At 64.1% G+C, this 21023-nt stretch carries 21 protein-coding genes; 8 read left to right on the forward strand and 13 right to left on the reverse strand.

Annotated elements, in window-relative coordinates; translation table 11 throughout:
* The first annotated feature begins 146 nt into the window (after positions 1–146).
* A complete protein-coding gene (locus AB7C87_RS06860; protein WP_369728685.1) occupies positions 147–3959 on the forward strand; it encodes an Eco57I restriction-modification methylase domain-containing protein in 3813 nt (1270 codons plus the stop codon).
* Between the two features lie 176 nt (positions 3960–4135).
* Here AB7C87_RS06860 and AB7C87_RS06865 read toward each other — a convergent pair whose 3' ends face one another.
* Positions 4136–4447: a HalOD1 output domain-containing protein gene (locus AB7C87_RS06865; RefSeq protein ID WP_369728686.1), complete on the reverse strand. Its 312-nt coding sequence runs from the start codon at positions 4445–4447 to the stop codon at positions 4136–4138.
* Between the two features lie 470 nt (positions 4448–4917).
* Here AB7C87_RS06865 and AB7C87_RS06870 point away from each other — a divergent pair, with 470 nt between their 5' ends.
* The gene (locus tag AB7C87_RS06870; protein WP_369728687.1) at positions 4918–5409 is read left to right on the forward strand and encodes a chemotaxis protein CheD; all 492 of its coding nucleotides are present in this window, start codon (positions 4918–4920) and stop codon (positions 5407–5409) included.
* A gap of 290 nt (positions 5410–5699) precedes the next feature.
* Here AB7C87_RS06870 and AB7C87_RS06875 read toward each other — a convergent pair whose 3' ends face one another.
* A complete protein-coding gene (locus AB7C87_RS06875; protein WP_369728688.1) occupies positions 5700–6905 on the reverse strand; it encodes a chemotaxis protein CheC in 1206 nt (401 codons plus the stop codon).
* A 262-nt stretch (positions 6906–7167) separates the two neighbouring features.
* Between AB7C87_RS06875 and AB7C87_RS06880 the strand changes: the two genes are divergently transcribed.
* Positions 7168–7317, forward strand: a complete 150-nt coding sequence (locus AB7C87_RS06880; RefSeq protein ID WP_369728689.1) for a DUF7557 family protein — start codon at positions 7168–7170, stop codon at positions 7315–7317.
* A 1-nt stretch (position 7318) separates the two neighbouring features.
* On the forward strand, positions 7319–8005 hold the full coding sequence (locus tag AB7C87_RS06885; RefSeq protein ID WP_369728690.1) for a triose-phosphate isomerase: 687 nt from the start codon (positions 7319–7321) through the stop codon (positions 8003–8005).
* 124 nt (positions 8006–8129) lie between these two features.
* Here AB7C87_RS06885 and nrfD read toward each other — a convergent pair whose 3' ends face one another.
* The 4 genes from nrfD to AB7C87_RS06905 all read right to left on the reverse strand — a co-directional run bounded on the left by nrfD (position 8130) and on the right by AB7C87_RS06905 (position 12768).
* The gene (gene nrfD, locus AB7C87_RS06890) at positions 8130–9455 is read right to left on the reverse strand and encodes an NrfD/PsrC family molybdoenzyme membrane anchor subunit (RefSeq protein WP_369728691.1); all 1326 of its coding nucleotides are present in this window, start codon (positions 9453–9455) and stop codon (positions 8130–8132) included.
* Positions 9456–9695: 240 nt separating this feature from the next.
* Positions 9696–10940 (reverse strand): NAD(P)/FAD-dependent oxidoreductase, encoded by a 1245-nt coding sequence (locus AB7C87_RS06895; protein WP_369728692.1) that lies wholly within the window; start codon positions 10938–10940, stop codon positions 9696–9698.
* Positions 10941–11208: 268 nt separating this feature from the next.
* Entirely contained in the window at positions 11209–11592 is a 384-nt protein-coding gene (locus AB7C87_RS06900) for a DUF5611 family protein (RefSeq protein WP_369728693.1), read from the reverse strand.
* A gap of 216 nt (positions 11593–11808) precedes the next feature.
* Positions 11809–12768 (reverse strand): DUF7093 family protein, encoded by a 960-nt coding sequence (locus tag AB7C87_RS06905; protein WP_369728694.1) that lies wholly within the window; start codon positions 12766–12768, stop codon positions 11809–11811.
* 265 nt (positions 12769–13033) lie between these two features.
* Between AB7C87_RS06905 and AB7C87_RS06910 the strand changes: the two genes are divergently transcribed.
* A complete protein-coding gene (locus tag AB7C87_RS06910; protein ID WP_369728695.1) occupies positions 13034–13333 on the forward strand; it encodes a DUF6432 family protein in 300 nt (99 codons plus the stop codon).
* A gap of 206 nt (positions 13334–13539) precedes the next feature.
* On the forward strand, positions 13540–14676 hold the full coding sequence (gene ygfZ / locus AB7C87_RS06915) for a CAF17-like 4Fe-4S cluster assembly/insertion protein YgfZ (protein WP_369728696.1): 1137 nt from the start codon (positions 13540–13542) through the stop codon (positions 14674–14676).
* Positions 14677–14907: 231 nt separating this feature from the next.
* Here ygfZ and AB7C87_RS06920 read toward each other — a convergent pair whose 3' ends face one another.
* The 3 genes from AB7C87_RS06920 to AB7C87_RS06930 form a co-directional block, all read right to left on the reverse strand.
* Positions 14908–15036, reverse strand: a complete 129-nt coding sequence (locus AB7C87_RS06920) for a hypothetical protein (protein ID WP_369728697.1) — start codon at positions 15034–15036, stop codon at positions 14908–14910.
* Positions 15037–15136: 100 nt separating this feature from the next.
* On the reverse strand, positions 15137–15763 hold the full coding sequence (gene pdxT, locus AB7C87_RS06925; protein ID WP_369728698.1) for a pyridoxal 5'-phosphate synthase glutaminase subunit PdxT: 627 nt from the start codon (positions 15761–15763) through the stop codon (positions 15137–15139).
* Between the two features lie 92 nt (positions 15764–15855).
* Positions 15856–16017 (reverse strand): preprotein translocase subunit Sec61beta, encoded by a 162-nt coding sequence (locus tag AB7C87_RS06930; RefSeq protein ID WP_369728699.1) that lies wholly within the window; start codon positions 16015–16017, stop codon positions 15856–15858.
* Between the two features lie 118 nt (positions 16018–16135).
* On the opposite strand from AB7C87_RS06930, the gene AB7C87_RS06935 reads away from it, so the two are divergent.
* Together AB7C87_RS06935 and AB7C87_RS06940 are read left to right on the forward strand one after the other, a co-directional pair.
* Complete coding sequence (locus tag AB7C87_RS06935; RefSeq protein ID WP_369728700.1) at positions 16136–16438, forward strand: thioredoxin family protein; 303 nt, start codon at positions 16136–16138, stop codon at positions 16436–16438.
* A gap of 174 nt (positions 16439–16612) precedes the next feature.
* On the forward strand, positions 16613–17422 hold the full coding sequence (locus AB7C87_RS06940; RefSeq protein WP_369728701.1) for a hypothetical protein: 810 nt from the start codon (positions 16613–16615) through the stop codon (positions 17420–17422).
* 80 nt (positions 17423–17502) lie between these two features.
* On the opposite strand, the gene npdG is transcribed toward AB7C87_RS06940, so the two are convergent.
* The 4 genes from npdG to AB7C87_RS06960 all read right to left on the reverse strand — a co-directional run bounded on the left by npdG (position 17503) and on the right by AB7C87_RS06960 (position 20978).
* Positions 17503–18171, reverse strand: a complete 669-nt coding sequence (gene npdG, locus AB7C87_RS06945; RefSeq protein ID WP_369728702.1) for an NADPH-dependent F420 reductase — start codon at positions 18169–18171, stop codon at positions 17503–17505.
* A gap of 83 nt (positions 18172–18254) precedes the next feature.
* On the reverse strand, positions 18255–18512 hold the full coding sequence (locus AB7C87_RS06950) for a hypothetical protein (protein WP_369728703.1): 258 nt from the start codon (positions 18510–18512) through the stop codon (positions 18255–18257).
* A gap of 87 nt (positions 18513–18599) precedes the next feature.
* Positions 18600–19301, reverse strand: a complete 702-nt coding sequence (locus AB7C87_RS06955; protein WP_369728704.1) for a hypothetical protein — start codon at positions 19299–19301, stop codon at positions 18600–18602.
* A gap of 54 nt (positions 19302–19355) precedes the next feature.
* The gene (locus AB7C87_RS06960; protein ID WP_369728705.1) at positions 19356–20978 is read right to left on the reverse strand and encodes an FAD-dependent oxidoreductase; all 1623 of its coding nucleotides are present in this window, start codon (positions 20976–20978) and stop codon (positions 19356–19358) included.
* Positions 20979–21023: the final 45 nt, after the last annotated feature.

Consider the following 21023-nt stretch of genomic DNA (forward strand, 5'->3'; position numbering starts at 1 on the left):
GGTCTTCTAACACTATTGGGCTCTCGGGTTCGAGACGGTCGGAACGAAAGACTATACGGTTCGATCGAACAACACCAGACAGTGTCGCCCATTCACGTTCGAATCGAACGAATCCGGTCAACGGCGACTCTCCAACCCGCCTAACCATGCGGCCCATCCCCAACGCCTTCACGAACGACGGTCTGTTTTCGAGCGGTTATCTCGAGAATCACGTTCCGGAGTCTACGGAACGGGCCGACGTCACCGTGGACGAACGTCGGGAGACGGCCGAACGCGTCGCCGCCATCTGGGAACGCGAGCGAGCGAACGCTCCGTCGTACGACGTCGCCGAACTCGAGGCGGCACTCGTCAGGCCCATCCTCCGCGCACTCGACGTCCCGTTCGTCCGCGTCGACCGTAACGAGCGGGTCGACCGCCCGCGACGGCGGCCGTCGTACGCCATCGGTCAAGGGGTAACCTCGACCGATCGATCGGACCCCTTCGGGCACGCGATCGCCGTCGCGGACGTGCGACGGTGGGGACGACCGCTGGACTCGCTCGCGGTCGATGTGCGAGACGACGGCGGCTACGAACGTCCGTTCGAACATCCGAGCCACCGAATGCGCGTCTTTCTCGAGGAGACGTCCACCCGATGGGGCGTGCTCACGGACGGCAGGCGGTGGCGACTCTACGGTGCGGACGGGCGGTTCGACAACTACTGCGAGGTCGACCTCGGGGCGGTCCTCGAGTCGGACGACCGGACCGCCTTCGACCGATTCGTCCGACTGTTCGGCGGGGAGGCGTTCCGCGAGGACGAAACCGGCGCGTGTCGGCTCGAGGACGCCTCGAACGAGAGCGAGGCGGTCTCCCGCGAATACGTCCGCGAACTCCGGGAGGACGTCTGCCGTGCGGTCGTCGACCGTGCGGGCGAGCGATTTGCACACAACGATCGCGTCGAATCCGACTCCCTCACCGACACCAACGAGGCAGGCCTCACCGACGCCAACGAGGCAGAACTCGACGACGCCGATGGGAGTGACCCAGACGACATCCACGGGTTAGACCTCGAGGCGGGGTACGAGCGCGCGGTTCGGGACGTCTTTCGGGATCTACTCGGACGGTATCTCGAGCAGTCGTCTCCGGCCGACGCCGACGCCGGGTGGTCCACGGCAATCCCGTTCGCTTCGGTGACGGCCGACGACGGGCGCTCGAGCGATTCAGCGGCGACGCCGCTCGAGACCGACGTTCGCCTCGATCGACTCGAGATACGCCATCTGGGTCGCGTCTACGAACCGATGCTCGAGTACGAACTCGCGGTCGCCGAAACCGCCCGACCGGTCGCGGACGGGGAGTTCGCGCCCGCTCACGGGAACGCCGAACGGCCCGATCGGGTCCGTCCGGGCGACGTCACTCTCTCCGTCGACTCGAGCGAGCGAAAGGCCAGCGGGTCGTACTACACCCCCGAGTGGGTCGTCGACGAGGTCGTCGAACACACGCTCGACCCGCTCGTCGAGGAGATCCGAGACGGACTCGAGCGGGACGATCCGGCGTTCGCCGACGCGTTCGTCGACGAGCTGCTCGGACGAGCGATCCTCGATCCGGCCGCGGGGACGGGGCGGTTTCTGACCGGCGCGGGCGAGTTTCTCGTCCGGGAAATCGTTCACAATCGGGAACGCCACGCCGCACGGCACGGACTCGGGGCGATCGACCCGGACCGCGACGTCGCGTGGGCCCGGCGTCGAGTCGCCGCGCGTTGTCTCTACGGGGTCGACCTGGATCCCGTCGCGATCGGTCTGGCGCGGGCCTCGCTGTGGGAGCGTTCCGGGAGATCGGCCGCGGTTCGGGACGAACTCGAGGACCACCTGATCGCCGGCGACGCACTGGTCGGGACGGATCGCGAGCGACTCGACCGCCTCGCGTCGCGACTGGTCGACGCCCCGGTCGGAAGCGACGGTGCCGGGGCCGACGCCTCGCTCGAGCGTAGTGGATCCCTCGAGCGTCTCGAGGCGATCGCGAACGTGTCGACGGCACACCGGTTCGGTGCCGGTCTCGAGGACGACACGGAAGACGTGCCAGCCGAGGCGCTCGACGATCTCAGGTCGGCGACGAACGGGGAGGCGTACGAACGTCTCGCCGGGAGTGCGTGGTTCGAGGCCGCACAGCGTCGCGCCGCCGCCGGTCGGTACCTCCACTGGCCGCTCGAGTTTCCCGACGTCCTCCTCGAGGCGGGCGAATCCGAGCGATCGGACCCCGGGTTCGACGCCGTCGTCGGGAACCCGCCCTGGGTCGCGACTGCCGGACGCGCCGATATCAGCGCGACCATCGAATCCGGGCTCCGGTCGTATCTCTCGCGGACCCTCCAGGCCACCGAGGGCCAGTTCGACCTCTACGTCGCCTTTCTCGAGCGCGCGATTCGACTGGCACGGAACGGCCGCGTCGGATTCGTCGTTCCCGACTCGATCCTGACTCGCGAGCAGAACGAACCGATCCGACGATTCCTCCTCGAGCGGGCGCCGCCGTCGCGAATCGTCCGCGTCGGCACCGTCTTCGAGGGCGTCGAGTCGGGCGCGGCGATCCTCGTCTGTGGGCTCGACGCGTCGACGGTCTCCTGTGGGGATGTAACGGATGACAACGGGCTCAGTGGCGATGGGGCGGCCGGGACCGGTAGCGAAGCGCTGGACGACCTCGTGACCGAGGGGATTCCACTCGAGACGTTCGAAACCGAATCCGCGGCGCGATTTTTGATCTACCTCGACGAGCCGACGCGGACGATCCTGGACCGAATCGACGAGCGGCCGTCGCTCTCGACGGTCGCCGAGATCGCACGCGGTGAGGAGGTGAGCAAGCGAGCGCCCCATCTCGAGGGGGAGCCGACGCCGACGACACGGCCGATCGCGCCCGGAAGCGCGATCGATCGGTACGGACTCGACGAGGCCGAACTGCGGTACGTCGAACCCGACGACCTCGAGAAGCGAGCCGACCAGTACCGGAGTCCGAAACTCGTCTTCAGACAGACGAGCGATTCGCTCGTCGGGACGTACGATCCGAACGGGCTGGCGACGATCAAGTCGGCGTACACGATCCACCTCCGGTCCGATTCCCCCCTCGCGGAGTTCGACCGGGTCGACGCGTACAAACACGTCCTCGGTCTTCTCAACTCGCCGCTTTTGAACTACTACCTCCGGTACAGACACACGGCCTACCGGTCGGTGTTTCCACAGATCAACCAGTCGACGTTCGAGTCGTTTCCTCTCGCGGTCGGCGATGGCCCGGATTCGGAACTCGTCGCTGCCGTCGACGCGCGCCTCGAGGCGACGGCCGAGCGGAACTCGATTTCGCTGGATCTCGACGACTACCTCGGGGAGTACGACGACGACACCACGCTGGACGACGTTTCGGCGTATCAGCCCGCCCCGAACGCCGAGGAGACGATGCTCACTGAGACGGCGACGAAGCGCCCTGGCCTCCGGATCGATTCGGTCGAAACGAAACGAAACGGGAGCGCCCGACGGGACGGCGACGTGGTTACGATTTCGGTCCGTCTTCGATACAAGCCGACCGAAAGCGCCGCCGAAACGGATCGGTGGGGGTACGCGAGGACCGACCTCGTACCGGCCGTTCGGTTCGTCGGCGTCGACGACGCCCTCGCACGGGCACTCGAGACGTTCGTCCCGCACGCCGTCGAGGAGGGTGATGGGTTCGCCGGTTTCAGGGCGGCCGCGACGCGAACGATCACGCCTCTCGATCGGGTGAACGCGCTCACGCTACCCCGTCTGGACGACGTCTCGGCCGACCTCTCGCGGTACGTCGACCGCCGCGACCGCGCGCGGGAATTGGACGAGCAGATCACGGCGATCGACCGCCGGATACACGAGCGCGTTTGTTCGCTCTACGGCGTTCCGGCGGACGAGCGCGAACGCGTTCGGCGGGAGTGTGGACTCGTCTCCGACCGGCCGGCCGACGGTTATCGCGACAACTGATACGGTCTACTGTCAGTCATCTCCGGCGCAACTGCGACCCGGTGGCGGTTTCGCCGGTAGTTCGGTACAGCGAACCGTATGAAACGATTCCTACACCGCTTGCAACCCCCTTCCGGATATCGGCCCACTCCAGCCGGTCTCCGGGTAGACACTCGCGAGCGGCTCTGTACCGACGTTCAGGTCGACGACTCGGTGTCTACCGCTCCGGATGCATCGGTTTGGTGAACGCTGTCGACGAGCGTAATCTCCACTCCGTCGCAGGTCCGTTCGACGAGAACCGTCCGACCGGCGTACGTGAATTCGATCCCGAGCGATTCTGCACTCGACTCACAGAGCGAATCCAGACCGTCGGGATCGACGGTGTCGTACAGCGGCTCGAGTTCGATCGGATCTACCCCCTCGGTTCGGGCGACCAAGTCGACGATAGCCATACTCGGTCGGCTTTCGTCTGAAGGGCTCACTGTCGTCGACGGGCAACCTTGGTTCATGAATGCTGATGTCGGGACCACCAGTAAAGAATATATCCCAATATTCCATCGACAAATCGTCCGGGAAAATTAACGTCCGAGGATCCCGAATTACGGAATCGAAGTTCCACCCTCGGATGGGTTGTCGTGTCAACGAACTCTAGCCTTAAACGCATTTCGGTATGAATTTCCGGGACAGCGGCGAAAGCCGACCGATGCTCCCGCTCGAGCGGGTCGGCCGACGACGGCCGTGGTGGAATCGAACTGCCATCCGTGTTCATCGACGGACGGTTCATCTGATCACCGAATCGACACCACACTCACTAAACCGACGTTGAGTGCAGTTGCGGGCAGTGACTCCGATATTTCGATCAATCTCCCGCGGGATGTCGGTGAACGGAGTTTCGCCGAGAGACGTCTCGAAACCATCACGTTGGCCGGAAACCATACCTTTCGGAACCCCCGATTTACACTCGAGGTGAACGCTCCGGGTGAACCGCGTGGCCACGGCCGATGCAATACCGGTCGGCGTCGCCGAGTACGCCGTCTCGAGTGACGAGCGCCCGCTGAAGACGAGCGGTGTCGGCTCGTGTGGCGTCGTCGTCGTCAGAGACGAGGTCGCCGCAGTGAGCGGCTTGCTACACTTCATGTTACCTGAGGCGGCCTCGCCCGTCGACCGCGAGGCGAAGTTCGCCGACTCGGGTATCGATGCGCTGTTTTCGGCGCTCGAATCGAAGGGAGGCGACCGATCCCGGACCTGGGCGAAACTCGCCGGCGGTGCGACCATGATCGACTTTCAAAGCATGGGCAGACCGATCGGGGAACGAAACATCGAAGCGGCTCGAAACGTTCTCGACGCCCTCGAGGTCCCCGTTCGCGCGGCCGACGTCGGCGGTGACGCCGGCCGTCGGGTAACGTTCGACCCCGCGTCGGGGGAACTGCTGATCAAAACGGCGAGCAGTGAGGCCCCCCGTCGACTCTAGTGCTTTGGCAAGCCTGAACTGCAGGGTCGAATCCGTCGCCGCAGGCCGGTTCGAGCCTGCAATCGACGTTTGGAACGGTACTATAGTAGCCACCGAAAATCAATGCACACCCGATCGCCAGACGAAAAGCGCGGTTCGGAGCGAGCGCGGTTCGGAGCGAACGAAGTGAGCGAGAACCGCGGAACGGCGAACGGGGAGGAACGACCCGTGAGCGAAGTGAGCGAGAACCGCGGAATAGCGAGCGGGGAACCCAGTGACCCGTGAGCTCGGCGATCGGCGTATACACCGTTTCAGTTGTTCCTATTGAAGTGATCGCTCGGGTCGGTCGCCGTCTCGCCCGCGCGCTCGACGGGAAGCGTCTCGAGGACGCCTTCGAGTTCGCTCCGACGGGGGAGCGCGAGCAGTTGACATTGGACCGTCCCGGAGTCATCCGTTTCGATCGTCGAGTCGAGGACGAACGCGTAGTTTTCCGTTCGGGCGATGTCGGCGACGATCGGGCTCAGGATCGCCGAACCCATATCGGCGACGAACGACGGCGGCGAGTGCCTGATCGACGTCTCGAGTACGTTCGCCCAGCCATCGAGAAAGCCACTCGCGATGACGTTACAGAGTTCCTCGAGTGCACCCCGTTCGCGCTCGCCCCACTCGTCGGTGCCGTCGACCGGAAGCAACGCGCCGACGCTCTCGGCCGCCGACTCCGGTCGAAACAGGATCGTGAGATAACCGCCGGGCGGCCCCTCGTACTCGACGGCCGCTCCGACTCGCCGGTCGTCGCCGACCTGCGCGGGAATGTCGGGGATCGAGACGAAGTTCAACCGATTCACCTCGACCGTCGTCTCGAGACCGGTCATCGTGGTGAGTTTCTCGGCGGCGACCGCCCCACCACGCTCGGTCATCTCCGTGAACACTTCGAGTTTCTCGAGGGGGATCCCTCCGCCGGCTCGGTTCCCGAGTAACTCCTCTAACGCCTCGACCGTCGGGAAGAGCAGTATCCGAAAACTGAGGTCCGCCGTCGACCGAACGACGCTCCGAAAGACGAAGGTGTACTCGCCGTCGTCGGTCGGGACGTGAGGAAGGACGTCGACGCCGGAGCCCTCGACGTACGTGGGCGGTGAGACCGGTATCTTCGTCTCGAGGTGGTCAGCCCACCCGCCGACGAAGCCGTTTGCCAGGATGTTCCCGACCTCGGCGACTGCCGCTTCGACCTGCTCCGGGTCGTCGGTGGGAACGAGGTCGCTCGCGATCGCTTCGCGTCCGTCGTCGTCGAACGCGAGGGTGATCTCACCGGTCAGGGGGGATCCAAGCGAGACGCTGATGCCGGCGAACGTTCGATCGGCGAACTCGTATCGGAGGTCAGAGCCCGATAGCAGGGAGACGCCGGTCGTCTCCACGCGGGTTTCGACACCCGTCAACGCCGAAAGCGCCTCTGCGGCCGACTCGGCACCATCCCGGGCCAGGTCGTTGTACGTCTCGAGTGCGTGTACATCGATCTCCATCCACTATCCTCCAGGGAGTTCCGTGGCTACTCGGCGCACACACGCCACTAGTTGCGTCCGATAATTTATCTTTCGGGCTAGGCTCGTGCTCGATTCTCGTAAATCGGCCGTCTTCGGACAGCGACGGTGGCCCGAGACGATTCCCGCTGACGACCCCTGACTATATGAGTCGGGTCATCTACACATAACCCAGGGCGAGTACCTCGGGCTCGATCCCGAGATACTCCACGATACGAGCGGTAGGCGTCGGATCACCACGACCATGAGCTACACCCGAGAGATCAGCGACGACCTTGAGGAACGCCTCGACGGCCACCCGGAGGAAGACGAGACGCACGAGGAGTACATCGAGGAACTCGTCTCGATCTACGAGACCGAGGGAACGTTCCTCCAGGAAGGATATTCGAAGTGAGATGGGCCTCGAATATCCCCACTTTTTGATCAACTTCAAAACGGCCGGGTCGGCCGTCGGACGGGACGGTCTCGCGTTTGCGGAGACGATCGACCGCGTCAGCGCTGACACCGGCCGCCAGTTTGTCGTTTCGCCCCACCACTCCGACGTGCGACTGCTCGCCGAGCACGCCTCGCTCCCGATCGTCGCACAGTCGGCGACACCGGCCGCGACGAGCGAGACGGGTGCGATAACCTGCGAGGCGGTCGCCGCGGCGGGGGCGGACGGAATCTTCGTAAACCACCCGGAGAATCCGACGCCGTTTACCGCCCTCGCGCGCACGGTCGACCGGTGTTCGGAGCTAGGCCTCGAGTCGATCGTCTGCGTGACCGATCGCAAGACTGCGCGGGCCGCACTCGCACTCGAGGCGGACTGCCTGCTGTTCGAACGGCCGGCGGACGTCGCCGCGGACGACGCGACGATCCGGAGTGATCCCGGCCGGATCGAGGCGGTCGTCGAACTCGTCGAATCCGTCCGTCCCGAAACCGCAGTGTTCGTCGGGGGCGGAATCCGGACCGCCGCGGACGTCGAGCGGGCGTTCGACCTCGGAGTCGACGCGACCGGCGCGGCGTCGGCCGCACTCGAAGCCGACGACCGCGAGGCGTGGCTCCGATCGATCGCGACGGCGATCCCGGCATCACTCGAGTGATTTAGCGCCGAGTTCGGATTTCGGTATCCAGTCCCATCTCAGAAGGGTCGGCGTCTCTATCTTTGAACAGTGAGAGAATCACATTGTTTGCGGTGGGCGTAAATCGCGTCACTGGCCGATACAATCAGTGTTCCTCGTCGGGGTGTTCCTGGAGGTGTTCGATCGCGTGGAGTTCGACGACGGGGATGACTTTGGAGACGAGCAAAAAGAACAACACCACCATTCCGATCGTGCCGGTGACCGAGGCGATTTCGATCAGACTCGGGAAGTAGACGCCGGGCGTTGCGCCGTAGATCTCGAAGGTCGGATACATCAGCCCCTCGACGACGAAGAGAATCTTCTCGAGTAGCGTCGCCATGAGGATCGCGATTCCGGCCACGACGGCGCGGCGTTTCGCGAACAGCGAGGGTCGGATCGTCTGGGCGAAGATGTAGGCGAGGACGATCGCGACCAGCGCCATCGAGACGATGTAGATCGGGTGCTCGAGGGTCGCCGCCCAGGCGTACTCCATGTCGACCGGCGGGAAGAACGTGCCGGCGGTGACCTGCTGTAACTGGAGCCAGAGAAACAGCAGGCTGAAAAAGCCGAGCCACAGCGTCAGTCCTCGGAAGATGTCGTCGGTGAGGATGTGATCCCAGTTGTACGCCCGGCGAAAGCCGTACGAGAGGAGGATGACGCCGCTGATCGCCGACGTCAACGCGATCGTCAGGAACTGCGGGCCCTGCACGCCACCAAACCAGCGGGGGTAGGTCGGGAGCAACGCGAACAGCCACGGAATCACGCCCCCGTGGAGCAACAGCGGTGCCATGATGATGATCGCCAGTGCGAGCCACCAGACCATCCGTTGGACGACCTCGTCTTCCCGTTCGGAGTAACCGACCGTCAGAAGCGAGTAGATCGGTCCGAAGTGATCCGGGAGGTCGCCTCGAAGGCGACTGACGTCGTAGCGCAACGTCAGCATGAGATACGTCGCCGTCAGCACGAAGTACGCGGTGATGACCGTCACGTCCCACACCAGCGGCGAACCGTGGATGGTGATGTGATAGTGGCCGATGATGCTCGTGACCATCCGATCGGGCCGCCCGAGGTGAACGACGATGTAGAAGCCGGCCGCCGAGAGTCCGGCGATCGTCAACAGTTCGGCGAGTCTGGCGACCGGCATGTACCGGTCCATCCCGAGCAGGCGCACGGCCGCCGACAGGATGATGCCGCCGTGAGCGATTCCGACCCACCAGATGAACGCGCCGATGTAGACCCCCCACGTGACGCCGCCGCCGGTCCCCCAATCGGAGAGCGCGGTGACGACCATCCCTTCGTAGAGCTGGTAGAACCAGCCAAGCAAAAACAACGCGAACGCGAGCCCCGCGACGGCCGCCAGCGCGTAATACTTCGTCGACGTCTGCTGAAACGGCCTGAGGATATCGGCCTCACTCGGCGTTTTCGTACTCATTGTGACCGAATCCCGAAGACGTATTCCGGCCACGCCTTTCGAACCGAACGTTGCAATCGCAGGCCCGTTTCCTCGAGTTCGTTCGCGAGTGAACTCGACGGGATCGGAAGCGATTGCGGATCCAGACGAAATTCGGATCGACGGCGGAGCCCGCGCAGGTTGGATACCGGCGAGGCAGTCGCCGATCGCGAGTGTCTACGAACCGCTCGAGTGAAAATACGAAATCGTCCGCAACGACCGTTACTGTTCCTGGCTCTGGGCGGGCGCCAGGTCGTCGAGGTCGACGGATTTCTTCATAAGGGCGTCGGCCTGGTCGGCGACGACGCGCTGTTCGCGCATCAGCTGTTTGAACTTACTCTGTGGCGAGAGGTCGCCGATCAGGACGCCGCCGACGATCTTGCCGTCTTTGAACGCCACGCGTCGCCACTCGGTGTCGCTGTAGCGACGTTCGGCGTGTTCGTCGCCGAGCGTCGGGTGTCCGAAGGAGAGAAACGGGAAATCGAAGTGGGTGATCGAGTACGAAGAGACCCACTCGAAGACCTCGGCTTCGTCGTCGGCGGCCATGTTGATCGCCGCGACGCGGCCCTGCTCTTTTGCCGACCCCCACGAGCCGTTCTGGGCCTGTTCGCCCAGTAAAACGTCGTAAAATCGCGTGATGTCGCCGGCCGCGTACACGTCCTCGACGTTCGTCCGCATGTACTCGTCGACGACGATCCCGTTGTCCTCTTCCAGGCCCGCACCGCGGAGGAACTCGGTGTTGAACGTCAGTCCGATGGCGACGCCGGCCCAGTCGCACTCGTACCGGTCGCCGTTCGGGTCGATCGCGGCCGTCACGTGACCGTCGTCGTCGGTTTCGAACTGGCCGACGCCGCTGTCGAAGACCGGTTCGACGCCGACGTCGCGCATTCCCTGGTGCATGATCTCGGCGCCGTCGGCCGAGAGTGCGTAGCGCCACCAGCGATCGCCGCGCATGAGGTACTTGCCGGAGACGCCCTGTGCGCCACAGACGGCCGCGAAGTCGATCCCGAGGAGCCCGGCTCCGACGACGACGGCATCCTCGCCGGCTTCGGCGCTCTCACGGATTCGCCGTGCGTCCTGGAACGTCCAGAAGTGATGGATACCGTCGGCATCGCTGTTCTCGACCGGAAGCTGGGTCGGGGTTCCGCCGGTTGCGACCAGCAGTTTGTCGTACGGAACGTCCTCGCCCTGGTGGATGCGGACGACTTTCTCGTCGGTGTCGACGGACGTTACGTGCGTGTTGAGCGAGAGCTCGATGTCGCGCTCGTCGTACCACTCCTCGTCGTGAATCGAGATCGGCGCCTCGGGGAGTTTCCCTTTCGCGTGTTCCTTGATGAGAATTCGATTGTACAGTGGCTCCCCCTCATCGGTGATGACGGTAATCTCCGAATCCGGAGCTTCCTCCCGGAGGGTCTCGGCAGCAGAACTGCCCGAGATCCCGTCACCGATGATAACGTACTGGGTCATATTCGGACCGTTCGTAATGCGGGTTAAAGTGGGTTGCTATCTCGTCTATTTTACCTCCCCTACCGAACTGGCCGAACAATCGTCCGGTCTAACCGAATACGTTCACGGAATCATATAGTTTAGCGGGAGTATCTCACGAGCGTGTTCGTCTCTGTCCCAGAACCACCTGGAACGATTGTCTGGAACGATTATGCACCGTCCGGTCTGGAACGATTCACGCTCCGCTCTCGCGTCGAAACCAGGAATCGCCGGAGGACGAACGAACGGCCTAAAACTCGTGATCCGGATCGTCTTCGACCTTTCGCTTCATCGAGTCCCGTCGCGATTTAGCGTCACGGCCGGTCGCCTCGAGCAGAAAGTCGTTTTTCGCGTCGACGGCGTCTCCGGCGGCCTCGAGTTCGTCCGGTCCGAGCTCCGTTGGGTCGCGTTCGTGGAACTCGACGGCGAGTTTGTCCTTCTTGCCGGAGTACTCGACCGCGCCGACGATGATCTTCTCGAAGACGGGGTTGTCGGGTTCCCCGATGACGTAAAGGTCGGATCCCTTGAAATCCTGGGTGGTGGTGATGGGGCCGAAGTAGTCCTCGATCGTCGACTCCATGTCGGGGATTCGCTCCTCGAGATATTCACCGCGACGCATCTTGTACTCCTTCATGGATTGGAGATACACGGCGGGGTGTTTACCTCTTTTCATACCCGATGTTTTGGATGGCCAACAGGAGGGCGGCAGTCGGGCGCCCGGTATCCGTCTCCGTCGTCTCGTTTCCCGATACATTCGAGTCACGAACGAATCGGGTTACGTTCCCTACACACTTCGAGACGAACGAATCGAACCACGACCGCTCGAGGCAGAAACGAGAACAGCGGACTACTACAGGGGCCGTTCCCCGAGATATCCCTTTCGACACTCGGGGCAGATGTCGCCGGCGCGCAACGAGCCGCGGTCGTCGGTGTCGACGTAGTCACACCGTGGACAGTAGAACTCCGTCGGAACGTCCTCGGATCGACGGTCGGGCATCTCGCCCGGCTTGGGGGCGGGTTCGGCCCGCTCGATTCCCGAGCCGGAGTCGGTGTCCGGATCCGTCTCGACGCCGGCGGCGGCATCGAGAATCTCCGACTCCGTCGCGATCGCCTCGGCGCCACTCGAGGTGCCGACCGTCGACTCGTCGTGTTCGAGGACGATCGCGTCGTCTTCGATCGCGTCGTCTTCGCCGTCGGTCGCTGACGGAGAGTCGTCGCCCTCTCGGTCGGGCCAGGACGACGAGTCGTCGGCTTCGACCGGCGGGCCGACGTCGTCAGACTCCGGCCACTCGCCGCGCTCGCGGTCGTCGGCCGGCCGACCGTCCGTCTCTCCGTCGAGAATCTCGCCGTCGTCCGTGATCGGCTCGCCGCTCTCGTCGGTCGGGACGTCGAGATCGTCCGACTCCGCACCCCCGTCGTCACTCGAGGCGGATACCGGATCGGCGTCGGCCGGCTCCTCCTCGGTGGGTTCGGCGTCGACGATGACGGCGTCGGTGTCCGATTCGTCGGGGGTGGCCGCCGTTTCGGCCACGTCCGGTTCCTCGTCTGCGGTTGCCGCGACCTCGGCGTCCGGGTCGGGTCGTTGTGTAGTCGATTCTGGCTCGGAGTCGTCGGGTCGTGACCGATCGTCCGAGTCGGTGACGAGACTCTTCACCTCGGTATTTTCACTGATGACATTGCGTTCGCCACAACGGGCACACTCCTCGAACTCCTGAACGGTGACGACGACCTCGCTGCCCCGTTCTTCGCGCTCGCGTTGGACTTCCGGCTCACCGTAGGCGTGCCCGAGCAGCGAACATCGCAGGACCATTGTCCAATCGTACCGATCGAGGGCATAAAAAACGTACCGGCTACGTCGGACGCCAGGCTGACACGTCCGGCTACGCTGGACACGAGAGTGATGCGTTCGAACCGACTCGGGCGGCGTTTGTGCCGAAAATGACGGACAGCAGACCGTCTCGAGTGATCGGTGAGCGCCAGCCGAAGATCGAACGTCAGTCGGGAGGCCCGAACATTCGGAGACGTTGTCATGGAACGACAAACGTCAAATCCCGGGTGGTCGAATACTGCATTGGATGAGAGTCAAGCGGGAGTACCGAGACCGTGCGGGGACCGAGGTGGCGGTACTCGATGCCCTCGTCGACCGCGCGGACGACGGGATGACCGTCTTCGAGCTTCGAGCGGCCGTCGAAGCCGAGATCGACGACTTAGAGGAGGCGCTCTCGACGCTCAAGACCGACGGCCTGATCGTCGTCGACTCCGAGGGGAGCGAGACGGTTATCAAACCGGACGAACGCGTCGTTCCAGACGAACCGATCGACGTCGACGACGAGCAGACGATCGGGGAGTGGATTCGCGAGCGATTTCCGTTCTGAGGCCGAGAGGATCTGTCCCCGAAGCGTTCACCGGCGGCATGGATCGTCCCTCAGCACACGCGACTCGCGGACGTACCCCTGAACGCGCAGACGTACCCCTGAACGCGCGGACCACACGACCCCAGGACAGGTGCGGGCACGTTCGTCGCCGTCACTCGAGTGACCGAATCGAAACCCCTGAGAGGCTCACGCACCTTCGGGTAGATATGACCGTTATCGAGTCCGTCCACGCGGACCACGGGGCGACCTTCGGCGAGCGCGGCGGACGGAAAATCGTCGAGCACTTCGGCCGACCCGACCGAGCACACCGCGCGGTTCGAAACGGCGTCGGCCTCATCGAAGCCGTCTACGGCGTGATCGTCGTCGAGGGCGACGACCGCCTCGAGTACGTCGACAACGTGGTCTCCAACCGTGTCCCGGCCGAGGACGGCCAGGGCTGTTACGCGCTCGTGTTGGACCCCCAGGGCAGGATCGAGGTCGAACTCTACGTCTACAACGCCGGCGAGCGACTCCTGTTGTTCGTCCCGCCCGAGACGGCCGAACCGCTCGCCGAGGACTGGTCCGGGAAGGTGTTCATCCAGGACGTCGAGATCCGGGTCGCCACCGACGAGTACGCGATCTTCGGGATCCACGGACCTAAGGCGACGGAGAAGGTTGCGAGCGTCCTGAACGGCGCCGCGTCTCCCGACGAACGACTCTCGTTCGTTCGCGGCACGATGGGCGACGCCGGAGTCACGGTCGTCCGAACGGACGCGCTCACCGGCGAGGAGAGCTACGAAGTGATCTGTGGCGTCGACGACGCCGAAGCAGTCTACGACGTCCTCTTGAATCAGGGGCTGAACGCCGCGCCCTTCGGCTACCGTACCCTCGAGAGCCTCGCGCTCGAGGCCGGCTCGCCACTGTTTGCGACCGAACTCGAGGGTCGGATTCCGAACGTACTCGGGCTTCGAACCGCACTCGACTTCGAGAAGGGCTGTTACGTGGGCCAGGAGGTCGTCTCCCGCGTCGAGAATCGCGGTCGCCCGAGCAAGCGACTCGTCGGGCTTACGCTCGAGGACGACGCGACACTCGAGGCTGATAACGCCGAAAACGGTTCGTCTGCACCACCGATCCCGACGGCGGGTGCGGCCGTCTTCGACGGCGACTCGAGCGTCGGCGAGGTCACGCGAGCGGGGGTAAGCGAACTGCTCGAGACGCCGATCGCGCTCGCGGTGGTCGCCTACGATCTCGAGAGCGAGCGCCTCTCGGTCCGCGTCGACGGCGAGGAGGTGCCGGCCGTCAGGACGGCGCTCCCGTTCGTCGAGGGATCGGACCGCTCCGATCGGCTCCCCGACTACGAGTGATACGGTTTGCTGTCCCGATGTCCCACGGACTGCTGTCCCGATGTCCCACGGACTGCTGTCCCGATGTCCTGGTGCGAGCGCGAACCGCCCTGTAGATTCACCGAAAGCGACGAACAGCAGACCGTCTGAGGCTAACTCGAACTTGCGGCCGCGGTGCTCGAATCGTTCGAACGACCGGGTGAAAACGGATCTCGTTACGTTCGCGGTGGCTCGCCGCCGGTGGGCAAGTGGCTACTCCGCAGGGAACTCGGAGCGCTCGTAGAGGTACATCGCTTTCCACAGGACCTCTTCGGTGTCATCGTTACTCGAGAGATCGTCGAGCTTGCGGGCCATGGTTTCGGAGACGTCGATCGCTGGCATGGATGACACCTCGACGTGGCCCGTATTAAAGGTACGGTATTTCAGAATGGAGTTAATTTTGCCCGTGAATGTCTCGTGGCCGCGATTCGCGGTAACGGGCTTACTGTCCAGGATCGTCGGACGCCGGGGCCGACGCCGCTTCGTTCTCGAAAAACGTCAACCCGTGAATTCGGCTGTCGGGAGTCAACTCTGGGTGAAACGAGGTGCCGACGACGGGGCCATCTCGGACCGCGACCGGGCGCCCATCCCACGAAGCGAGTACCTCGGCGTCGCCGACGTCCTCGATGGCCGGCGCACGGATGAACACCGCAGGATACGGCTCGTCGTCGGCGAGTCCGTCCACCGACAGTGGGGCCTCGAAGCTGTCTTTCTGTCGACCGAAGGCGTTTCGTTCGACGGAGACCCCGACCAACTCGAGTTCGTCGACGCGGTCGTCTCCCGCGTCGCTCGAGGCGACGATCAGTCCGGCACACGTCGCGAGCAGTGGCTTTCCCGCCTCGACGTGGGCGACGATTTCGGGGGCGATTCCCTCGCTGTGAAGCAGTCGAGAGATCGTGGTCGACTCACCACCAGGCATCGCGAGCAGATCACACTCCGGGACGATCCCCGACTCGCGAATCTCACGGACGACGACCTCGCGGCCGCGGGTCCGAGCCGCGCGTTCGATAGCGTCGGCGTGTTCTTCGACGTCGCCCTGGACCGCGACGACGCCTGCAACGAGTGGCATACGACGGGCTAGGGAGGGGGGTCTCAAAAAGGCCGCGTCACGACGGCGTCGTCACTCGAGCCGGCAGATACGGGATCGAAAAAACGGTGGGATCAGGAGACGAACGTCAGCAACTGTACGAGCACGCCGATCATGATGCCGGTCGCGATGACCGTCTTCGGGTTGATGAGAATCGCGTTCGAGTCCTCTGCGTCGAAGTACCGGACGAGTCCGGCACTGGACATCAGCCCACCGGTGTTCTGTCCTTTGTCCATGGATGGCTATTCTAGGCGCGGCGAACTAAAGCTTTCGACGGAGTTGCGCGAGCGGCTACCGGTGTCGGCATCTCGCTCGTGGGGCTCGTCACGCCGTTCGCGCAGGTGGGAAACCCTTATGCGCGGCGCGCGGCAACTGTCGATGAACCGTATGACTGTCACGCTCAAGGACTTCTACGCCGACTGGTGTGGCCCCTGTAAGACGCAAGACCCCATCCTCGAGGAGCTCGAAGACGACTGGGACGGCCGATTCGAAGTCGAAAAGGTAAACGTCGACGAACAACAGGACGTCGCAAACGAGTACCAGGTCCGCTCGCTGCCGACGCTCGTTATCGAGAACGACGACGGCATCGTCGAGCGGTTCGTCGGTGTCACCCAGCGAGAGGATCTGGAGGACGCCCTCGAGTCCGCCGGCGCGTAGAGTCGACCCGCCGAGGAAATTTCTCCGGTTGAAACCCGTTTGGCCGACGACTCACCCGAACGATCCAGGAGGCGGTATCGGGTTCGAACCGTCGCCCGTTCGCCGCGTATAAATTCAGACTAGTAACACCAGTAGATTACTGTGTGGCGGTAGTACACAGCGTGTATGCCGCAGATGGGGCCAAACCACGGCGAAGAAGCTGGACGTCGATGGGGGGAGGACACACAGTTGTCGTCCACCGGGGACGAAAACGAAACCGGCGAGACCGATCCTCGAGGCGGCCCGTCGAACCAACCGACGTCGACCGCCGACCTGCGTCCACGAACGCTTCTGACCGTCGCGGAGGTCGTAATGATCCCCTTCTTCTGGCTGGCTCCACTCTCGCTCGTCGTTCTCGGCGGAGCGATGGCGCTCGATCTCTCGCGAAGCCGGGATCGCTTCGAGGAGTACGGTCTCGAGTCGCCGTTCGATTCGACGTCGTATCTCCTGTGTGCCATTCCGTTCGTCATCGCACAGCTCGGCACGCTCGTCTATCGAATCGTCCGTGTGAACAAGATGCGTTCGTCACTCGGCATCTCGCAATCGGGGTTCAACCGCTGTGTTTCGCGACGAAACCCCTCGAGCGGTCGGGTGGTCGGTGTCGTGTTCGGATTCCAGTTACTGAGCGTAGCCGTCCTCCTCTTCCATCCGATCGGCGACTGGCTCCTGCTGATCGGGTTGCTGGCCGCCCCGTTTGCCGTCTGGTACGATCTTCGATCCGTCCGTGCACTCGAATACGTCGACTGGGGGTGGCCGTGGATCCTCCACGTCCTGCTGGGGTGGCTTCCCGGTGCGACGTTCGTCTACCTCATCAAACGCCAACAGCAGGTCCAGCTCGCCGCGCTGGTCGACGTCTGGACGACCGATCCGGTGACGCTCGAGCCAGATCCCGACGAGATGACGCGAAGCGAGCGGTTCGCCGACTGGCTCGACCAGCGTCTCTAACTATAGTAACAACTGAAACGATTTACACACTGATCGCACAGCCGTCGTGCGATCAGGTGTACATTGACTTTCAGTGGCTACTAGATCCACTTCACGCCGACGTCGTGCATCTCGTCGTTGTATTTGGCGATGTTGATCACGAGCGGCGTGACGCTTTCGACCTCGGCGGCGTTCGAAAGCGGCCCGGCCTCGAGTGCGCGTAGTCCCTCGATCTCGTTCGTGAGCGTCCGGACCGTCTCGTTGGCGTCGGCGTCGTCGCCGACGATCAGGGTGTCGAGGTCGAACTCGACGTCGAGCTCGGCGAGTTTGCCCGCCGCGAGGTTGTGGTAGGCGCCGACGACCGGGACGCCATCAGGTGCTCGCTGGGCGACGAGTTCGCTGACGCTTCCGACGCCCGGCGGATGGTAGTGCATCCCGTCCTCGTCGCCTTTCATGCCGACGGCGGGGGTGACCAGAATCGTCTCCTCGCCGAGGACCTCTTCGATCGCTTCGACGGTGTCGCCGGCGTAGTACGGCGGAACCGAGAGGATCACGACGTCCGCTCTGTCGGTCGCCATCTCGTTGGCGAACCCCTTTATCGTCGACTCGTGGCCGCGTTCGTCGAGTTCCGCCTCGTAGCTCTCGACCGCGTCGCGCGCTTTCTCCGGGTCTCGAGAGCCGATCAGGATCTCGTGGTCAGTGTCGCGCGCGAATCGGAGCGCGAGGCCTTCGCCGATGTCGCCGGTACCGCCCAGTAGTGCGATTCTCATGGTCGCCTCTCCGGACGGGAGTCGAATAAATGGGGGGGAGGCCGGCCGATCTCGCCGGCTTCCCGGCCGCGATACCGATCACGTTAGGGCGCTTCGTCCTCGTCGGGATTCATCGCCGAGCCGAGGCCGCTATCGTAGGCGTCTCGGTTTTTCACCTCCCGTATGCGCTGGCTCAGACGATCCTCGAGCGCCTGGCGCCGATCCTCGTCGACCTCGGAATCGGTTCCCAGGTCGCGCAGATCGGCGCGCGCCGTCCGTAACACCGCGACGGCTTCTGCCGCCTCGAGTTCCGTCGCGCGGTCGAGACTTCGTTCGACGTCGGCGAGTGTCGGTTCGGTCATACGCGTCCGTTCTACGGACGAGCTATTCAATGCTCGACCGGGACCTGCCACCCGGTCCCGATCGAACGACGTCGGCCGATCCGTGGGTTACTGGCGTGAGGCGGATGGAACCGACTCGTGACGAACTGTACCGAACCCCGCGAAGAGAACGACTCCCTGTCCGAGGAGGGCGAACACCGCGAGGGTCGTGTCGGCGAGCAACCACGTGCCGGCCAGCCAATCGAGGAGGCCGACGGGCGAGACCACCGTCTCGGCTGTAAACAACACGAGGGCCGCGCCGAAGACGACGAGAAACGTCCACGCGAACGACGAAATCTCGAGATCGAGCCGTTCGAGGCCGCCGTAAAACGCCAGCCAGCCGCCGAGTAGAACGCACGCGACGAGATAGAGGTTGACGAAGACGGCGGGGATCTCGAAGAGAAGCGCCAGCGCGTATCCCACGGGCAGAAAGGTAAACGGGAGATAGCAGACGGATAGCCAAGCGAAGTTACCGCCGCCGTTCGGATCTGCACGAATCAGACGATAGCCGTCGCGTTCGAGCCAGATCGTCCCGAGGGAGGCGACCCCGAGAATGCCCAGCCAGACGAGTTCCTCCGGAACACCGGCGGTTGCAGGCGATAGATCGGTTCCCTGGACGCCCGCGAGGACGACGTTGGCGGTCAGCCAGACCAATCCAACGAACGTTCCGATCGCCGCGGCGATCTCGGTGAGCATCGATCCCGCGGTCGTACGGAGGGTTCTGATCGTCTTCGTCACGGGCGTTGACACCGTACTACTATCGCTATTCATTCATGCAAACAAATAGATGTCGGTGAAATACGGTCGGCCCAACAGCGCTGTGGACTACTCCATCGGCGGCTCTCTCGAGGGAAGATCCTCTGTCGCCGGTCCTTCGAGTCGCTCTCCGTCGGGACCGAATCGCGAGCCGTGACACGGGCAGTCCCAGCTACACTCCGCGTCGTTCCACTCGAGCAAACAGTACATATGCGTACAGACTGCCGACGTCGCGTGGAGGTCGCCGTCGGCGTCGCGGGCACAGGCGATCGGTTTCCCGCGACGGCGAACGATCGTTCCCTCCCCCGGCTCGAGTGCGGACCGATCGGGTGTGAGAAGCGTCTGAAGCCAGTCGGTCGTGAACTCGCTTGCGACGTCGGCGTTCTCGGTAACCGTCGTTCCGAACGACGCCTTGGGGGTAAACCGAAGCGGATCGAACAGGTCGCGTTCGGCCGGCCGTTCGCCCACGAGGAGATCGGCAAGCAGGCGTCCGGCGGCCACGCCGTTGGTCATCCCCCAGCCGCGAAAGCCGGTCGCGACGAACACGTTCTCGGTCGCCGGCGCGGCGCGGCCGATCAGTGGAACCCGATCCGCCGGCTTGTAGTCCTGAGTCGACCACCGGTAGTCGACCGACCGGACGGAAAATCGCTCCCGGGCCCACCGAAGGAGTCGCCGGTAGCGCTCGGTCGTCGGGCCGCCCTGTCCGGTCTTGTGGTTCTCGCCGCCGACCAGCAGGAGTTCGCCGTCCTCGTCGCGATGCGTTCGGACGGAGCGGTAGTTCTCCCCCGTCCGATAGTACATTCCCTCCGGTGGCTGTCCGTCGAGTCGCAGACCCAGCACGTACGAGCGCTTGGGGTACATTCGAGCGAAGTACCCCGCCCGATCGAGGATCGGGAAGCCGGTCGCGAGGACGACACGTCGAGCCGAGAGCCGCGTCGAACGCGTCGGTTCGCTCTCGCGTCCTGACTCGCTTTCGAGCCGAACACGCGGCGGCGACCCCGGCGTCACGTCCGTTACGCGAGTTTTCTCGAGGACTGTGGCTCCTTCGTCGGCCTCGAGTTCGGCGGCGACCCCGAGGAGATACTTTCGGGGGTGAAACCACGCCTGATCGTCGAACCGGACGCCGGCCTGGGCGCGCTCGAACGGCGGCACCGACGTCACGTACGTCGCGGGGAGGCCGGCCGCTCGCGCCGCCTCGGCTTCGCGTTCCATCTCGTCCGGTTCGTCGCCGTAGAGGTAGGAGGGGTGACGTTCGAACCCGCAGTCGATCTCGAGGTCGTCGATCCGTCGCTCGACGGTATCGATCGCCGCCTCCTGGGTCGTCGCGTACTGACTCGCCCGCCGCCGGCCGAACTCGCGTCGGAGGTGATCGTAGATCAACCCGTGCTGGCTGGTCAGCTTCGCCGTCGACTTCCCGGTGACGCCCGTCGCGACGCGATCCCGTTCGAGGACGACCACCGTCTGCCCTCGTTCGCGGAGTTCGATCGCCGTCGAGAGTCCGGCGATCCCCGCACCGACGATCGCGACGTCGACCGGTCGGTCTCCCTCGAGGAGACCCGCCGCGTCCCGGAAATCGCCTCCCTCACGTTCGTCGGACTCGCGTTCGATCGCCCCGTCTCCCTCGAGCGTCGTCTCGAGCCAGACGGACGTCTGTTTGCCGGGAAGGTCGTCGCGGCGGCTGAACTCTGACATCGGAACACTCCCACGCTACGGCGTCCGCCCGCAAAAAACGGCTGG

It is taken from the genome of Natrarchaeobius versutus (genome assembly GCF_041205745.1).
Lineage (GTDB): Archaea > Halobacteriota > Halobacteria > Halobacteriales > Natrialbaceae > Natrarchaeobius > Natrarchaeobius versutus.

Excerpts from the sequence above, each read along its gene's own strand:
- AB7C87_RS06860 (WP_369728685.1), top strand. The coding sequence starts at position 147 with ATGCGGCCCATCCCCAACGCCTTCACGAACGACGGTCTGTTTTCGAGC.
- AB7C87_RS06865 (WP_369728686.1), bottom strand. The coding sequence starts at position 4,447 with ATGAACCAAGGTTGCCCGTCGACGACAGTGAGCCCTTCAGACGAAAGC.
- AB7C87_RS06875 (WP_369728688.1), bottom strand. The coding sequence starts at position 6,905 with ATGGAGATCGATGTACACGCACTCGAGACGTACAACGACCTGGCCCGG.
- AB7C87_RS06880 (WP_369728689.1), top strand. The coding sequence starts at position 7,168 with ATGAGCTACACCCGAGAGATCAGCGACGACCTTGAGGAACGCCTCGAC.
- AB7C87_RS06885 (WP_369728690.1), top strand. The coding sequence starts at position 7,319 with ATGGGCCTCGAATATCCCCACTTTTTGATCAACTTCAAAACGGCCGGG.
- nrfD (WP_369728691.1), bottom strand. The coding sequence starts at position 9,455 with ATGAGTACGAAAACGCCGAGTGAGGCCGATATCCTCAGGCCGTTTCAG.
- AB7C87_RS06895 (WP_369728692.1), bottom strand. The coding sequence starts at position 10,940 with ATGACCCAGTACGTTATCATCGGTGACGGGATCTCGGGCAGTTCTGCT.
- AB7C87_RS06900 (WP_369728693.1), bottom strand. The coding sequence starts at position 11,592 with ATGAAGGAGTACAAGATGCGTCGCGGTGAATATCTCGAGGAGCGAATC.
- AB7C87_RS06905 (WP_369728694.1), bottom strand. The coding sequence starts at position 12,768 with ATGGTCCTGCGATGTTCGCTGCTCGGGCACGCCTACGGTGAGCCGGAA.
- AB7C87_RS06910 (WP_369728695.1), top strand. The coding sequence starts at position 13,034 with ATGAGAGTCAAGCGGGAGTACCGAGACCGTGCGGGGACCGAGGTGGCG.
- ygfZ (WP_369728696.1), top strand. The coding sequence starts at position 13,540 with ATGACCGTTATCGAGTCCGTCCACGCGGACCACGGGGCGACCTTCGGC.
- AB7C87_RS06920 (WP_369728697.1), bottom strand. The coding sequence starts at position 15,036 with ATGCCAGCGATCGACGTCTCCGAAACCATGGCCCGCAAGCTCGACGAT.
- pdxT (WP_369728698.1), bottom strand. The coding sequence starts at position 15,763 with ATGCCACTCGTTGCAGGCGTCGTCGCGGTCCAGGGCGACGTCGAAGAA.
- AB7C87_RS06930 (WP_369728699.1), bottom strand. The coding sequence starts at position 16,017 with ATGGACAAAGGACAGAACACCGGTGGGCTGATGTCCAGTGCCGGACTC.
- AB7C87_RS06935 (WP_369728700.1), top strand. The coding sequence starts at position 16,136 with ATGCGCGGCGCGCGGCAACTGTCGATGAACCGTATGACTGTCACGCTC.
- AB7C87_RS06940 (WP_369728701.1), top strand. The coding sequence starts at position 16,613 with ATGGGGCCAAACCACGGCGAAGAAGCTGGACGTCGATGGGGGGAGGAC.
- npdG (WP_369728702.1), bottom strand. The coding sequence starts at position 18,171 with ATGAGAATCGCACTACTGGGCGGTACCGGCGACATCGGCGAAGGCCTC.
- AB7C87_RS06950 (WP_369728703.1), bottom strand. The coding sequence starts at position 18,512 with ATGACCGAACCGACACTCGCCGACGTCGAACGAAGTCTCGACCGCGCG.
- AB7C87_RS06955 (WP_369728704.1), bottom strand. The coding sequence starts at position 19,301 with ATGAATAGCGATAGTAGTACGGTGTCAACGCCCGTGACGAAGACGATC.
- AB7C87_RS06960 (WP_369728705.1), bottom strand. The coding sequence starts at position 20,978 with ATGTCAGAGTTCAGCCGCCGCGACGACCTTCCCGGCAAACAGACGTCC.